Annotated in this window: 16 protein-coding genes and 2 tRNA genes; 6 read left to right on the top strand and 12 right to left on the bottom strand. The window is 39.3% G+C overall.

Annotation, left to right across the window (positions count from 1 at the left end; genetic code table 11):
* Positions 1–13 precede the first annotated feature (13 nt).
* The 10 genes from ABMY35_RS12575 to ABMY35_RS12530 form a co-directional block, all read right to left on the bottom strand.
* Entirely contained in the window at positions 14–235 is a 222-nt protein-coding gene (locus ABMY35_RS12575; protein ID WP_349286510.1) for a DUF2835 family protein, read from the bottom strand.
* Positions 236–2,833, bottom strand: coding sequence for an aminopeptidase N (gene pepN / locus ABMY35_RS12570; RefSeq protein ID WP_349286509.1), 2,598 nt, complete (start codon positions 2,831–2,833; stop codon positions 236–238).
* A 55-nt stretch (positions 2,834–2,888) separates the two neighbouring features.
* Positions 2,889–4,349, bottom strand: a complete 1,461-nt coding sequence (gene nhaC / locus ABMY35_RS12565; protein WP_349286508.1) for a Na+/H+ antiporter NhaC — start codon at positions 4,347–4,349, stop codon at positions 2,889–2,891.
* Positions 4,350–4,663: 314 nt separating this feature from the next.
* Positions 4,664–6,700: a carboxy terminal-processing peptidase gene (gene prc, locus ABMY35_RS12560; RefSeq protein ID WP_349286507.1), complete on the bottom strand. Its 2,037-nt coding sequence runs from the start codon at positions 6,698–6,700 to the stop codon at positions 4,664–4,666.
* A 10-nt stretch (positions 6,701–6,710) separates the two neighbouring features.
* Positions 6,711–7,364, bottom strand: a complete 654-nt coding sequence (proQ, locus tag ABMY35_RS12555) for an RNA chaperone ProQ (RefSeq protein ID WP_138478556.1) — start codon at positions 7,362–7,364, stop codon at positions 6,711–6,713.
* Positions 7,365–7,378: 14 nt separating this feature from the next.
* Complete coding sequence (locus ABMY35_RS12550) at positions 7,379–7,657, bottom strand: hypothetical protein (protein ID WP_349286506.1); 279 nt, start codon at positions 7,655–7,657, stop codon at positions 7,379–7,381.
* Complete coding sequence (locus tag ABMY35_RS12545) at positions 7,657–8,115, bottom strand: GAF domain-containing protein (protein WP_349286505.1); 459 nt, start codon at positions 8,113–8,115, stop codon at positions 7,657–7,659. Before ABMY35_RS12545 ends, ABMY35_RS12550 begins: the two co-directional genes overlap by 1 nt.
* A gap of 131 nt (positions 8,116–8,246) precedes the next feature.
* Positions 8,247–8,621, bottom strand: coding sequence for a hypothetical protein (locus ABMY35_RS12540; protein WP_349286504.1), 375 nt, complete (start codon positions 8,619–8,621; stop codon positions 8,247–8,249).
* A gap of 154 nt (positions 8,622–8,775) precedes the next feature.
* Positions 8,776–8,866 (bottom strand) — tRNA-Ser (locus tag ABMY35_RS12535).
* Positions 8,867–8,906: 40 nt separating this feature from the next.
* A tRNA-Ser gene (locus ABMY35_RS12530) sits at positions 8,907–8,997 on the bottom strand.
* Positions 8,998–9,261: 264 nt separating this feature from the next.
* Here ABMY35_RS12530 and ABMY35_RS12525 point away from each other — a divergent pair.
* From ABMY35_RS12525 to ABMY35_RS12505, 5 genes are read left to right on the top strand one after another with little or no spacing between them, the layout of a single operon-like run.
* Positions 9,262–9,930, top strand: coding sequence for a Bax inhibitor-1/YccA family protein (locus tag ABMY35_RS12525; RefSeq protein WP_058029962.1), 669 nt, complete (start codon positions 9,262–9,264; stop codon positions 9,928–9,930).
* Between the two features lie 54 nt (positions 9,931–9,984).
* Positions 9,985–10,338, top strand: a complete 354-nt coding sequence (gene tusD, locus ABMY35_RS12520) for a sulfurtransferase complex subunit TusD (protein ID WP_349286503.1) — start codon at positions 9,985–9,987, stop codon at positions 10,336–10,338.
* A complete protein-coding gene (tusC, locus tag ABMY35_RS12515) occupies positions 10,335–10,694 on the top strand; it encodes a sulfurtransferase complex subunit TusC (RefSeq protein ID WP_349286502.1) in 360 nt (119 codons plus the stop codon). Before tusD ends, tusC begins: the two co-directional genes overlap by 4 nt.
* Positions 10,691–10,957, top strand: a complete 267-nt coding sequence (locus ABMY35_RS12510) for a hypothetical protein (RefSeq protein WP_349286501.1) — start codon at positions 10,691–10,693, stop codon at positions 10,955–10,957. Before tusC ends, ABMY35_RS12510 begins: the two co-directional genes overlap by 4 nt.
* Before the next feature lies 1 nt (position 10,958).
* Entirely contained in the window at positions 10,959–11,288 is a 330-nt protein-coding gene (locus ABMY35_RS12505) for a TusE/DsrC/DsvC family sulfur relay protein (RefSeq protein WP_349286500.1), read from the top strand.
* A 65-nt stretch (positions 11,289–11,353) separates the two neighbouring features.
* Here the strand turns inward: ABMY35_RS12505 and ABMY35_RS12500 are convergent, their stop codons facing one another.
* Positions 11,354–12,592, bottom strand: coding sequence for an amidohydrolase family protein (locus ABMY35_RS12500; protein WP_349286499.1), 1,239 nt, complete (start codon positions 12,590–12,592; stop codon positions 11,354–11,356).
* A 9-nt stretch (positions 12,593–12,601) separates the two neighbouring features.
* Entirely contained in the window at positions 12,602–13,984 is a 1,383-nt protein-coding gene (locus ABMY35_RS12495; RefSeq protein ID WP_349286498.1) for an amidohydrolase, read from the bottom strand.
* 439 nt (positions 13,985–14,423) lie between these two features.
* Between ABMY35_RS12495 and ABMY35_RS12490 the strand changes: the two genes are divergently transcribed.
* Positions 14,424–14,789, top strand: a complete 366-nt coding sequence (locus tag ABMY35_RS12490; RefSeq protein WP_349286497.1) for a DUF3718 domain-containing protein — start codon at positions 14,424–14,426, stop codon at positions 14,787–14,789.
* The last annotated feature ends 9 nt before the right edge of the window (positions 14,790–14,798 follow it).

Here is a 14,798-nt window from a genome sequence, read left to right as displayed (position 1 = left end):
ACAATTTTTGTTTTTAAGACACTTTATCAAGAGAAATAAAGCTATTTTCGTCTGTGAGACAAAGTCTAAACCGCCCCCTTATGCCTAGGGTGCTGACAAAACGTCTAATATGTGTAGCGGGAAAACGAATGCTTTTACCACCATCTTCGATTACTTGAACAAACTCGTAATCGCCTCGATAGTAAGCCATGCATTCGTCATAGCTTAAAGATAAATAAAAATAGTACTCTATCATTTATGCGTTTAATGCCTTATCCACTTTTTCAAATAAGTCATCACTCAAGTTATCAATGCTTGCAATACGCTGTAACTGAGCCTGTATTAATTGCTGACGGGTGCTGTCATAACGTTTCCATGACATAAACGGCGTCACCATTCTCGAGGCATTCTGTGGGTTAATTGCATTTAGCTCAATTAATAAATCTGCAAGTAGTTCATAGCCCTTTCCATCAATACGATGGAATTGAGCAGGATTACTGCGCGCAAATTGACCAACTAAAGCTCGCACTCGGTTTGGATTTGATTTATCGAAACAAGGGTGATCATATAAAGACTTTATTAAGTCAATCGCGCCATCATTATCTGTAGTCGCTTGAAGTGCAAACCATTTATCCATGACTAAAGCATCATGTCGCCATTGCGCATCGAATTGTGAAATTAACTGTTCAGTAATTTTATGATCGGCATTTTTTACCGCTTTAAGCGCAGACAATTTGAGTGTCATATTGTCTTGCTGGCTATTTACAAGTAACCAATCAGTTACCTCATCATTTTCAATAAGTGCCAAATAATACAGTGCCGTTGCTTTTAAGCTCCTGGCTGCAACCGCATTAGCAATTATTTCACCAGAGTCTGAGCAACTTTCATAAGCAGCGATCAGTTCTGATTGCAATTGTGTCGCAATTTGACGTTCGAATTGTTTGTAGATGTGAACCAGCTCAGTGATTGGAACAGGAGAAAACTCAGCACTAACAGTGTCAAAATTAGGTAGTTTGATCAGTTCAGAGATAAGGGCTTTGTCAGTGTTTTCTTCAGTAAAAATTGATTTAAGCGCCTTAATTAATGTATCAGAGATACTCACTAAATCATTACCAGACATTGTGTTCACAGCGTGTTTAATTTCCATAGTGAACGCACGCTGGGCCGCTTCCCAACGCGTGAAGTCACTAGAAGCATGTCTAAGAATATGTATCAACTCTTCAGCCTCGTAGTCATAGTTTACAACACAAGGCGCAGAAAAGTTTTCTAGTAATACAGGCGTTGGCTTAGATGAAATATTTTCAAAAGTAAACTCGGCACTCATTTCTTTCAATTCAATAACAGCATCGAAATCTTTACCATTAGAAATAAGCGGTATTGAATTGCCTGATGTATCAAGAAGTTCGATTGCAAAAGGAATATGCAGCGGCTCAGAAACAGGATCATTTTCAGAATGAATCTGATTCAGTTTCAATGTGAAGGTTTGTTGCTCAGCATTATAAGAGGTTTCGACTTGAACCGTTGGCGTACCAAACTGACGGTACCAAAGTTTAAATTGCTCTAAGCATTTTCCACTGGCATCACTCATAGCCGCAACGAAGTCATCGCATGTAACAGCTTGGCCATCGTGACGTTCAAAATAAAGTTTCATGCCTTTTTGAAAATTAGCTTCACCTAACAAGGTGTGCATCATTCGAATGACTTCTGCCCCCTTGTTATAAACTGTCACAGTATAAAAGTTATTCATCTCAATCACTTTTTCTGGACGTATAGGGTGAGCCATTGGGCCTGCATCTTCAGCAAACTGATGTGTTCTCATCGCCATAACCGCGTCGATTCGATTCAACGCGCGTGAGCCAAGGTCACTACTGAACTCTTGATCTCTAAATACTGTCAAACCTTCTTTTAAAGACAACTGAAACCAATCGCGGCAAGTAACACGGTTACCCGTCCAATTATGGAAATATTCGTGGCCAACAATTGATTCGATTGTGTGATAGTCACGATCTGTTGCTGTTTGTTGATTTGCCAAAACGCAAGCACTGTTAAAGACATTTAATCCTTTATTTTCCATTGCCCCCATATTGAAGAAGTCAACAGCCACTATCATATAGATATCTAGATCGTACTCTAGGTCAAATCGTTCTTCATCCCACCTCATGGCATTTTTTAGCGATGCCATTGCATGAGGTGTTTTATTTAAATTGCCTTTATCAACAAAAATCTCAAGCGCAACTTCACGACCGCTTCTGGTCACAAAGTTATCTCTAAGAACATCAAAATCACCGGCTACAAGGGCGAATAAATAACTCGGCTTTTTATGTGGATCTTGCCACTTAGTGAAACGACGTCCGTCAGGCCAAGTGCCCTCTTCGATTTTATTGCCATTAGATAACAAGTAAGGAATATCTTTATCAGCAATAATTGTTACTAAGTAATCAGTTAACACATCGGGTCTATCTAAGAAATACGTGATTTTTCTAAAGCCTTCAGCCTCACACTGAGTGCAATAAGCACCTTCTGAAAGATAAAGGCCCTCTAATGATGTATTTGTACTAGGAGAAATCGTGTTCTCAATTTCTAGTGTGAATTCATTTGGAAGATTCTTGAGCGTTAATGATGTCTCAGTTTGAACAAAATCTTTAAATAATTGACCATTCACTTTAACCGAGATCAAGTTTAATTCAACACCATCTAGACAAAGCTCAGAGACTGCTTTCGCTGCTGAATAAAGTGCTTTGCTGACTACCTTGGTATCTGTTGGATCTAATTCTACGGTTAACTCAAAATTAGTTACTGTGTGAGAAGGTGCTTGATAATCTTTTAAATACTTAGCTTGAGGCTGGCTTTGCATATCGAATTCCTTAAAAGAGTTAGCCCTTTAAAAAGGGCTAATCATTATGCATGGATTATGCTTGTTCTTTGTCTAACTGTTTTGGCTCAATTTTTAAAATCTTAATGCCTATGTACGCATAGATTATTGCCAAGAATGGATTAATTAAGTTGAAGAAGGCATAGACTGCGTAGTCGAGTGGATTGATCATTAATACACTTTGCATATACGCACCACATGTATTCCATGGGATTAATGGGCTGGTAATTGTACCACCATCTTCAAGTGTTCTTGATAAGTTCACACTTTTCAACCCACGTTTTTTATATTCTTCTTTAAACATACGTCCAGGTACAACAATGGCGATATATTGATCAGCGGCAATTAAGTTCGTACCGAAACAAGTTGCAATCGTTGACGCTATCAACGAGCCAGTACTGCGTGCCACTCTTAAAATACTTCTTACAAACACTTCTAGTAAGCCTGTCTTTTCCATAATGGCACCGAACATCAAAGCTGTCATGACCAACCATGTCGTTGTTAGCATGCCAGCCATACCGCCACCACTTAATAAGTCATCCATGGTGCTGTCACCTGTTTGAATTGCGAAACCATCATAGAATGTCGCCCAAACGAGTTTAAAGTAACCAACTAATTGCCCTTGAGATACATCAACTTGCGTGGCTAGTAGATCTGATTGAAAAATAAGTGCCCAAACAGCACCGATCACTGCACCGATTGAAATTGCCGGAAAGGCTGGCATTTTTTTATAAGCCAAAACTAGCAAGACAATTAAAGGAACCAACATCATAGGATTAATATTGAAGTTGGCATTTAAAATTGAAACAATGTCATCAATGCGACCAATATCACTTGATACATCTGCGCTGAATCCCATGATGACAAAGATGATCATCGCAATTACAAAGCTTGGTACCGTCGTCCAAAGCATATGTTGAATATGTTCAAAAAGGTCGCTGCCAGCAACAGCTGGGGCTAAATTCGTTGTTTCAGAAAGCGGGCTTAATTTATCACCAAAATATGCGCCTGAGATTACCGCACCCGCTGTGACAACTTGATCTAAACCAAGACCTGTTGCAACACCAAGTAAAGCGACACCTATGGTGGCAGCAGTCGTCCACGAAGAACCGATACTCATTGCAACAATCCCACAAATTAGACAACTCGCTGCATAGAACCATTGTGGACTGATTATTTGTAACCCGTAATAGATTAATGTCGGGACAGTTCCTGATAGCAACCACGTGCCAATTAAAGCACCAACCATCAGAAGGATTAATATCGCGCCCAAAGATAAGGTGATGCCTTTGATCATTGCCTCTTCTAATAAACGCCAAGTGTAGCCATTTTTTAAGCCAACGAGGGCAGCTGTAAATGTGGCAAAAAGAAGCGCAATTTGATTAGGGCCTGATGAAGAGTTATCACCATACAGATACACTGCAGAGCCTAATAAACAGACCAATACAAAGATTGGTATAAATGCATCAAGAAATGATGCTTGCTTTTGTTGTTTCAACTGGGTTCTCCCGGCAAGGTGGACCTTGCTCTAATTAATATACAAAAGGCTCAAGGCCGTTTTTATTTTTATATCATTTACACGATTGAATATTTGCTAAAGCACTGACATCTTCTCAGTGTTTTAGCAAAAGCTCAGTTTTTCGTGTGGAAGCTATACCAATCTTTTTAATTGAATGCTCTATTTTAAGACTGGCCTTACTTACGGTAATCTTCTTTTATGAAAAAATTACGTACTTATTCCAATAATAACAAAACATATTGCTTAGAGTAATAAAAAAGGCGCCGAAGCGCCTTTATTGAATAGGTTCTCGCTTAATTCTGAAGGTTATTCTTAGCTAATCGCCCATATCTGATTAAATCTTGAGTGATCAGAGCCGCTTCTTCTAAATAAGGGTCAAGTTCAGAGATTACATCGGGCACATCGTCTAAGTCTTTCACTGGTTCTAAACCAAGACGTTTTAATCTTTCATTTGTTCTCGCTAATGAACGCTGTTCTGATTCCTCTCTGTCTTTTAGTCTCTGAGATTCAACTAAAGAGATAAAGTTTTTATCTTTTTCTTCGTTATAACGAGCTATATCTGCCAATACATAATTAAATTCAGGCTCTTGCGCCACACGTAATGCATGCTTTTCGTTTAAATATGTTACAAGCGGGTTTAAGTTATCTAAACTCTTATATTTCGCTTGCTTAATCTTATCCCAAGGCAACGCATTGTCCTCTTGACTCTCACCCCACTCTTCAGGTTCGATAGCCGAAGGTAATAAAATGTCAGGTACGACACCTTTATGTTGCGTGCTACCGCCGTTAATACGATAAAACTTCGCAATTGTGTAAGTTACGCTGCCGAGGGCATTGCTGAACAAGTCATAGTTTTTTGCAAGAGGTCGGTGCTGCTGCACTGTACCTTTACCAAACGTTTGCTCACCAATTACAATACCACGACCGTAATCTTGAATAGCTGCAGCAAAAATTTCTGATGCCGATGCGCTATATCTGTCTACAAGTACAGTGATTGGACCATCATAAAAAGTAATGCCGTCTCTGTCTTTTTGAGCTTCTACTCGATTGTATGCTGTATGAATTTGAACAACTGGACCTTGGTCGATGAACAAGCCAGTCAATTGCGTAGCTTCATACAATGAACCACCGCCATTTTGACGAAGGTCAATCACAATACCATCAACGTTTTGTTCTTTTAACTTTGTTAGTTCGACCTTAACGTCTTTAGATAAGTTGTTATAGAAACTTGGGATCTCAATCACACCGATTTTTGAAGTTAAATCAGAATATTTTGCTTCAAAAACGTCAGATTTTGCGGCTCTATCTTCTAGCTTGATCTTATCTCGAACAATTTCAACCACTTTAGGCGTGCCATGGGTATCTGAACCTTTTAAATACTGAAGACGAACTTTAGTGCCTTTGGGACCTTTGATCAGATCAACAACGTTATCTAAACGCCAGCCGATAACATCGACAAATTCTTCACCCTCTTGAGCCACACCAACAATTTTATCATCTGGCTTAATCTTTTCAGACTTGTCTGCCGGACCACCAGGCACAAGTGAACGAATAACAGTGTAGTCTTCATCATAACCAAGTACTGCGCCAATGCCTTCTAACTCAAGATCCATATCCATCTTGAATTGTTCAGCTCTGCGTGGCGATAAGTAGGATGTATGTGCTTCAATGCTTCGCGCAAACGCATTCATCACGACTTGGAATGCATCTTCACTGTCGGTTTGACTTAAACGTTTTAACGCATTGTTGTAACGTTTAGTCAGTAATTCTTTAATTTCAGGCCACGTTTTGCCTGTCAGTTTTAAACGTAACGCATCAGATTTTACGCGTTGACGCCAATACTCATTCAATTCGTCTTGTGTTTTAGCAAACTCAGCTTCTTCTCTGTCATAGTAAAATGCATCTTCTTTATCAAAAGTCATTTCTTTATCTAGCAGCGAGATGGCGTATTGAAAGCGTTCAAAACGGCGTTGTAAGCTTAAGTTGAATAAGTCATAAGCAAAGTCAAGTTTGCCTGACATAAGGGCATCGTCAAATTGCTTTTTTTTCGCTTCAAAACGCGCAATGTCAGATTGCAAAAAGATAGACTTACTGAAATCTAAAGACTCAACATATCTATCAAAAATTTGCTCTGACAGCGCGTCATTGAAACTAAATCGCTTGTAATGCTGTCGAGTAAATAAGTTAGTCACCCTTTTACTTGCTGTTGTATGCTGAGCCTCTTGCTTTAATACGGGAATATCCTTCGCTGTAACAGCATCAACTGCAGCAAAAGAAGCACTAGAGATGAGTGCAGCGACAACGGGAATGAGCGAAAACTTTTTACTCATACACTACTCCTTAAACGATAAATAAGCTGTCAGCTTTTGTTTTAACTTGCATACCAGTTACTAGTTCAACATGAACTTCGTCTTTGTTTACTTCAGTAATGGTCGCATTAACAAGGGCCTGACCAAGTTTAACTTTTACTTTGTTATTAACCTTGACTTCAGAAGCTGGCAAAGGTTCAACTTTTCCTGAGCTACGTTTTGCTTGTTGAGCTGCAGGCTTCTTGTTAACTCTAGCGCCTTTGTCGTTAGAACGTGACTGACCATGCGGTTTCTTTTTGTAAGATTTTGTGTCACCGTCTTGTTGACGAGGACGCTGTGGCTTTTTACGCTTGGCCATTTTTGCACGGCTTTCTTCAAGTGCTTTTTGAGCGTGTTCAATGTGCTCTTGTTCCACTTTTTCAGCATCATTACCATCTAGGTCTACGCGGAATTCATTTTTAGTTACGGCTTCTAAATAACGCCAATTTGAAGTGTACTTGCGAAGTGCTTGACGAACTTGCGTTTTACTTACAACTTCTGAACCTTCAATACGTTCAGCAACGTCTTTAAAAATACCAACTTTTAACGGTTTAATACCGTCTTTTTTCTTGAAGCAGTTAGGAAATTCTTTAAATAAGAACTCCAGTACTTCATTAATGTCTTTTAGCTTGTTTGTGGTTTCCATGTTTAACCTATTTGTTATACCTGTTCATCTAGTGATGAATGAATATAGTGAGTAACCCAATCTGTTAACTCTTCAAATTCAGCCTCAATCAGTGCTAAATCACCACGAAGATGTTCCCAGATACCGTTAATCAAATTATCGATTGTTTCACAATCTACATCATCAGGTAGCATATCCCATGCAAAATGAATTAGTTCATTTAAGGTTTCAGCTACCTGTTCTTCTTCTCCTTCCCAATCACCAACGTCATGAATGGCAAAAAGATAATCTTGTACATTTAAAAGGTCTTTCACTAAAGTGTGGCCTCAAAAATCTTCACAATTTGTTCAAGACCTGCTTGGTCATCTAAATCAAAGCGAGCATGCAGTGGACTATCAATATCTAATACGCCAAATACTTCACCGTTTTTGAAAACAGGTACAACAATTTCAGAGTTTGACGCTGCATCACAGGCGATATGACCTGCAAAAGCGTGCACATCTTCAACAAGTTGTGTACTTTTCGAGTGTGCTGCAGTACCACATACCCCTTTTCCAACCGGAATACGGATGCATGCAGGGTTACCTTGGAAAGGCCCTAACACTAACTCGTCAGGCGTATCAATTAAGTAGAAACCTGACCAGTTAACGTCATCTAACGATGTAAAAAGCAAAGCACTGAGGTTTGCCATGTTTGCGATTGCGTTTTTTTCGTCGCTGATCAAACCTTCGGCCTGCTTGGCCAAAGATTGATAGAAGTCTGTTTTTTGCATTCGACTCATCAAAATAAAATGTTCAAATGCTTAAGGTACTCTTTAGCGTTAAGAATTAAAACCTTTTCAGCAGAAAAACTGTTAATAAACTGAAAAACAGAGCATTAATTGGTTAGTTTTCAGGCTGTACGTTAATTAAAGCGCCTTAAGCCATATAAAAAAAGACCCGAAGCAAGTGCAGCCATCACTGTATTGACTAAAAATACCATATCTGCTGAAGCTGAAAACAAGAAACTAAATAAGGCTCCGCCAAGCATCCCTAGAGTCAAGACACCTGAATATTGAACTTTATTATATTTATACATGAGCATATAACCAGGGACGACAAGTAACGCCATTGAAAGTCCGACTATATGCGCATTCGCAATGGCACTCATCAACAAAGAAAAAAACATTTTTGCTCCACCGCTTTCTACACTCAGTGCGTAGTATACCCCTAACGTTGTCCCTACAATTACAGGAGCCAGTAGTGACATTGCCACACTTTTAGCCAGTTGTTGTTTCATTGAATCTCACCCTTCTTTTTATTGTATGAATTAGAGAGTGTATGAAAACGTACAAATAACCAGTGGACTTTAGTCTAAGCTCTAGCCAAGTGAGAGAGTGAAAGGCAAAAAAAAGCCGCTAGTAATCTAGCGGCTTACTTATTCTATGAATAAGTGGCGGAGAGATAGGGATTTGAACCCTAGATACGCTATTAACGTATGCCGGTTTTCAAGACCGGTGCTTTCAACCACTCAGCCATCTCTCCGAAGTTGGAACTTTTTGATTGTTCAAAAAGTCAAAATTAGTGGCGGAGAGATAGGGATTTGAACCCTAGATACGCTATTAACGTATGCCGGTTTTCAAGACCGGTGCTTTCAACCACTCAGCCATCTCTCCGCAGCGGGGCGAATAATAGGGAAAGCTGAGGCAGTTGTGAAGCTTTTTTTTCAACTTTTTGTTTAACCGAGCAAAAAAAGGACACAACGTTCGTTATTTCAGCGAAAATGGGCATTCAGTATATCGAAGTCAGGTTTTTATTGTGTTTGACCCAAAAAAAACCGATCGGGTATTTGAATAACTATATTTGCCCACATTTATAAGACTTGATACTCTTAGGTAGTTCATTTATCGGAACATTTGTTTCATTTAAGGAGTTTAACCATGGCATTCAATCATTCGTACGGCGCCGCTAAACCGGTCATGTCGACAATTGAAACGAACAAGGTTTTAAAAAATACTTATTTCCTATTGGCTATGACACTGGCATTTAGTGCAGTGACTGCCGCTATTTCAATGACAATGGCATTACCACGCTTCACTGGCCTGGTTTGCTCGTTGATTGGTTTTGGTTTGATCTTCGTAATTCAGAAAAAAGCCAATTCATCATCAGCAATCGGTCTAGTATTCCTTTTCACTGGTATTATGGGTTTTGGTTTAGGTCCTCTACTTGCTCATTACGCAGCAATGCCGAATGGCGGCCTACTTATTACTCAAGCGCTAGGTTCTACTGCACTGATTTTCTTCGGTCTTTCAGCGTACGCGTTAACAACTAAAAAAGACTTCTCGTTCATGGGCGGCTTTTTAACTGTTGGTTTAATCGTGGTTGTAATCTCAAGCCTAGTAAACCTTTTCATTGGTAGCTCAGTTGCATTTATGGCTATAAACGCTGCTGTTGTATTGCTGATGTCAGGTATGATTTTATTCGATACAAGCCGTATCATTAACGGTGGCGAAACAAACTATGTAATGGCAACGGTAAGTCTTTACCTTAATATCTACAACCTGTTTGTATCACTACTTCAACTTCTTGGCATGTCAAATGATGACTAAGTCATAAGTTTTGTTAAAATAAGCCCCATATGGGGCTTTTTTTATGAGAAAAATTTGCGTAATTTCGTCTTGTCACTGCATTCTGGTGTAGATGATCACCACAATGTATTCCTTTTAAAACGATTTGTTGATGCTGCTTTACAAGCTGGTCACCAAATTGATTGTATTTTCTTATACCAAGATGGGGTGTATCACGCCAACCAAAATATTCAACTCGCTAGTGATGAGTTCCCTCTCGTAGAGACTTGGCAATCACTTCATGCTTTAAACATTCCTATTTTACTGTGCGTCACTGCAGCAGAAAAACGTGGCATTGATATAGATGACACGGGTAGCTTTAAAGTTGCAGGTCTGGCTGAGTTTTCAATGTTGGCAGCAAAAGCTGATAAATGGGTGCAATTCAAATGAAGAATATTTTAGTCATCAGCAATAAAGCCCCCTTCGATAAAATGCATATTCGCGAATCATTGGATACGTGCTTAATTTTCGCAGCCATTGAGCAAAACATCAGTTGGCTATTTAAAGATGACGCTGTTTTAGCTTTAAAAGCTGGCTATAATCTCTCAAATTCAGGTTTAAAAGATTTTTTTAAAACCCTTAAGACGCTTGAAATCTATGATGTTGAACAAGTCTATGTGTGTGCTGAAAGCCTTAAAAAGTATGCGATGACTTCCGATAATTTAAGTATCGACGTCACCCCACTCTCTTCAGAAAAGCAACAATCACTAATTTCTAACCAAGATCATACGGTGGTTTTATCATGAGTACTGTTCATATTTTCTCAAAGCCATTCAGTAACTATAGCGCCACGACAATTGAGCTGATACAAAATGACGCTAACCAGCTTTTATTAACCGGTGATGCTTGCTTTGATTGGCACGCGTTTATGTCACTACAAGTGAAGAATATATATTTATTAAAAACATGTGTTGAGCTTCGAAATATTGAAACTTCAGACGCTGTTAACTTAGTTGACGACTCAACTTGGGTCGAGCTAATCACCACCAACAACACAGTAAATTGGTAATATGATCGAATTTAATAACACCCAAATAGAGACCGATAAGCAAGGTTACTTACTTGACCATACACAGTGGTGCGAATCATTAGCGCCTATTATTGCTGCGGAAGAAAATATCGAGCTATCAGAAGCACATTGGGAAGTTGTGCGTTTTGTCAGAGACTTTTATGAAGAGTACAACACCAGCCCTGCAATCCGTATGCTCGTGAAAGCCATGGCCAAAGCGCTTGGTGAAGATAAAGGTAATAGTATGTATTTATATAAACTATTTCCAAAAGGTCCAGCTAAACAGGCGACAAAAATAGCTGGTCTACCAAAACCTGCACGGTGTATTTAAGCATCTAACCAAAATTTAGTTATAAAAAAAGGGCTGATTATCAGCCCTTTCTCATTTTTTAGACCTTACTTAGTATATGCTCGTGGCATATCTGAAGGCGTATTGTAACGGTCACGTAACTTGTCATGGCGTGAATCATTTGTATTCACTTTTTCACCGTTGATCCACATTGATTCAATACTTGTGCTGAATTCAAATGGATCTGCGCTCCAAAGTACTAAATCAGCGCGTTGACCCTTAGCTACTTTACCTGCATTCAGACCAAATACATCTGCAATATTGCTTGTTACTGCTTTTAATGCACCGTCATGGCTCATGCCATTTGCAACAGCAATACCCGCATCAAAACGTAGCTGATAGACATTGTGGCTTGAGTCTGAACCCACTGCTAAAAGAACTTTAACACCCGCTTTTTCAAGCTCACCCGCCGTTTCAAGACTTGCGTGAAGCGAATCAAAGTCACTAGGTAAATTGCTAACAGCGCTTAAGATAACCGGCGTTTTGCTTTCAGAGATCTGAGTTTTTACCAAAGGCGCATCTTCAGCATTCCAAAGTACTAGGTTTAAGCCAAACTGCTTTTTAACCTTTAACAACTCTAAAATGTCTGATGCACGAGATACTTTAGTAATAACAGGTAGCTCGCCTTTAAGAACTTTTGTTAAAACCTGCTCTTCTTTACTAGGCTCGTCTTTCTTATCCTCTTTTTTGTCTTTCTTAGCTAATTTCTTTTGTTGACCTTCAAGTTTGTCAACTAGCTGCTTTAAAGACACTGCACGAGAACCACTGCTCTTTGCACCTAAACGCACAATCAAGGCTGTCTCTGTAGCTGTAACACTTTCAAAGTCACCAGTAAGGTCTGTTACAAAGCTTAAACCTGAGAAAATGCTCTCACCACCACGTGGTACAACCACGTTTTGTGTTAGACCACCTTTACGCGCATAAGGAATTAACGAAGAGCGAGGGTTGAATGCTGTGCTTGCATCAAACATTGCACTCGCTTTCTTGTCATAGCCATCGTTTGAACGTGAAACGGCTCCAACTTCAACCAATCCCACTTGATTCATTGAACCAATGAAACCCGGCGTTAAGATTTTGTCTTGCGCATCGATAGTTACGTCTGCTGAAACTGATGATGGGTTAATGGCAATGATTTTTCCGTCTTCGATTAGTACTGTGGCGTCTTTAAGTACACCTTTATCAGTCATCGTATGAACTGTGGCATTCGTAATTGCCGTAACTTGTGCAAATACTGTAGAGCTCGCAAGTAAAGCACCCGTTACTAAAGATAAATTAAACTTTTTCATGCTTTACTCCTATCGCTGACCTAGCATAAAGTCACTGACTGCTTGATACTTTTCATCGTTACGGTCATATACTTTTGCACCATCAACGTAAACTTCTTGTGCTTTACTGTATACGCTGAACGGATTTTTATCCCAAATTACAACATCAGCCTGTTTACCCGCTTCAAGTGAACCTGTTTTATCTGCAACACCTAGTGATTTAGCTGCATTGTAAGTGATCCACTTAATTGCATGTTCTTCAGTTAGGTTGAAACCATTTTGGTTCGCTGTGTACATGATTTTTGCAGCTTCTTGGTTTAGACGCTGAATTGTCGTGTCTGAATCTGAATGAACAACAGCACATGAGTTCTTAACTGCATCAACGATAGCCACGTTTTCTTGAACCATGTCATACGCTTCCATCTTGAAGCCCCACCAATCTGGCCAAAGCGCCGCACAGTTGCCGTTTTCGGCAAGCAAGTCAGCGACTTTATACGCTTCAATACCGTGGTGGAAAGTACCAGCGTGATAACCAAACTCTTTAGATAGGTCGATCATCATCGCCATTTCTTCTGCTTTATAACAGTGGTTATGGATCAGAATTTCACCGTCTAATACACCACGTAACGTATCGTACTTAATATCACGCTCAGGGGCTGTTGGGTTCAAACCTGCTTTATAAGCAGCTTCATATTGCTCCCAAGCCGCTTTATATTCAGTTGCTTCGATCCAAGCTTGACGGTAGCCAGCCATGTTACCCATACGCGTATATGGCGCAACGCCTTTACGGCCATAAACACGTTTCGGGTTCTCACCACATGCCATTTTTAGACCGTATGGTGCATCAGGGAATTTCATTGCCTGCATGGTATGTGCTGGCACATTTTTTAGTGTTACTGCACGACCACCAAACAAGTTAGCTGAACCTGGTAAGATTTGTAACGTAGTAATACCGCCTTCACGAGCACGGTTGAAACCAGGATCTTGTGGCCATACCGAGTGCTCAACCCATACTTCAGCAGTGTTCGGGCTGATCATTTCATTACCATCTTGGTGTGACTCAACCGATGGGCTTGGGTATGCTCCAAGATGCGAGTGAACATCTATGATACCTGGTGTTACCCATTTACCAGCTGCATTTACTGTAGTATCAGCTTGAACGGCTAAGTCTTTGCCTACTTGTTGAATCTTTCCGTCAACAATATATACATCAGCACTTTCTAAACGCTCACCCGTACCAGTCAGAACAGTCGCATCAGTAATTAACACTGATTTATTTGATACTGGTTTATAAGTACTCGGATATGGATTTTTTTCGATTGATACAAACTCTTTTTGCGGGCCTTTATCCTGACATCCAGATAAAGCTGCAGCAAGTGCAAGTACAACCGAAGACATTGCAAATTTTTGCATAAGATTATCTCAGTTTGTTGATTTTAGTTTGTCATTAATAGGTTACGACGTGTGTAACTGTCACTGCAATGATTTACGATGAAATATTACATTTTTACGCCATATAACAAGCTTAAATATAAAAAGGTTTAAAAAGTGAGTTGTAAGAATTACCGAAAAGTATGTCGTAAATGACACATTTTGCCATTCACCGTTGCAAATAAATACTTTCAGATAATATAAGGTACAAATTATGAAAACAGGCTGTTAACAATGAAATATCTACAATTTTTTTCAGTGTTTAATTTACATTTCAGAACTATAAAAACCAAATAAAACATAAACTTAAACGTCTAGAAATATAAAACACATTTCATTACATTCTGTCGATTTTGTTTTACAGCATTCTATTTAAGAACAGGCGATACTAAACCTGTATCTCATAAACACATGGAGCAAAATGATGAATACTTTAACTACATTAGGTGCAACTTTACTTCTAGTAACATCAACATTTGTAGCAACTAATGCAAATGCAACTGAATTTACAGCTGCTGACAACTCAATTGGCACTCAACTATGTATGGCAGTTGCGAAAGACGACAAACTAACACTCTCGCAAACAATGAAAGATGTGCGCATTAAAAAGCACTTACTAGTAAACAAGTTAACCTGTAATGATTTAAGCGTCGCTAAATTTGCCGCAACTTATGATTTAGAAAACAGTGCTAAATTTCTAAACCTTGATTTGAATACTGTAACCACGATTCGAGACTTAGCAGCTAAACGCGCTCAGAAAGTACTGGTTGTTGCTGGTTCAAGATAACTGCGGGTA

Origin of the sequence: Pseudoalteromonas sp. BZB3 (genome assembly GCF_040104455.1) — a bacterium.
Classification (GTDB): domain Bacteria; phylum Pseudomonadota; class Gammaproteobacteria; order Enterobacterales; family Alteromonadaceae; genus Pseudoalteromonas.
The sequence above is the reverse complement of the archived record's forward strand: the minus strand, read 5'-3'. Positions and strand labels throughout refer to the sequence as shown.

Coding starts and splice junctions, on each gene's coding strand:
- ABMY35_RS12575 (WP_349286510.1), bottom strand. CDS start 235: ATGATAGAGTACTATTTTTATTTATCTTTAAGCTATGACGAATGCATG.
- pepN (WP_349286509.1), bottom strand. CDS start 2,833: ATGCAAAGCCAGCCTCAAGCTAAGTATTTAAAAGATTATCAAGCACCT.
- prc (WP_349286507.1), bottom strand. CDS start 6,700: ATGAGTAAAAAGTTTTCGCTCATTCCCGTTGTCGCTGCACTCATCTCT.
- proQ (WP_138478556.1), bottom strand. CDS start 7,364: ATGGAAACCACAAACAAGCTAAAAGACATTAATGAAGTACTGGAGTTC.
- ABMY35_RS12545 (WP_349286505.1), bottom strand. CDS start 8,115: ATGCAAAAAACAGACTTCTATCAATCTTTGGCCAAGCAGGCCGAAGGT.
- ABMY35_RS12540 (WP_349286504.1), bottom strand. CDS start 8,621: ATGAAACAACAACTGGCTAAAAGTGTGGCAATGTCACTACTGGCTCCT.
- ABMY35_RS12525 (WP_058029962.1), top strand. CDS start 9,262: ATGGCATTCAATCATTCGTACGGCGCCGCTAAACCGGTCATGTCGACA.
- tusC (WP_349286502.1), top strand. CDS start 10,335: ATGAAGAATATTTTAGTCATCAGCAATAAAGCCCCCTTCGATAAAATG.
- ABMY35_RS12510 (WP_349286501.1), top strand. CDS start 10,691: ATGAGTACTGTTCATATTTTCTCAAAGCCATTCAGTAACTATAGCGCC.
- ABMY35_RS12505 (WP_349286500.1), top strand. CDS start 10,959: ATGATCGAATTTAATAACACCCAAATAGAGACCGATAAGCAAGGTTAC.
- ABMY35_RS12500 (WP_349286499.1), bottom strand. CDS start 12,592: ATGAAAAAGTTTAATTTATCTTTAGTAACGGGTGCTTTACTTGCGAGC.
- ABMY35_RS12495 (WP_349286498.1), bottom strand. CDS start 13,984: ATGCAAAAATTTGCAATGTCTTCGGTTGTACTTGCACTTGCTGCAGCT.
- ABMY35_RS12490 (WP_349286497.1), top strand. CDS start 14,424: ATGATGAATACTTTAACTACATTAGGTGCAACTTTACTTCTAGTAACA.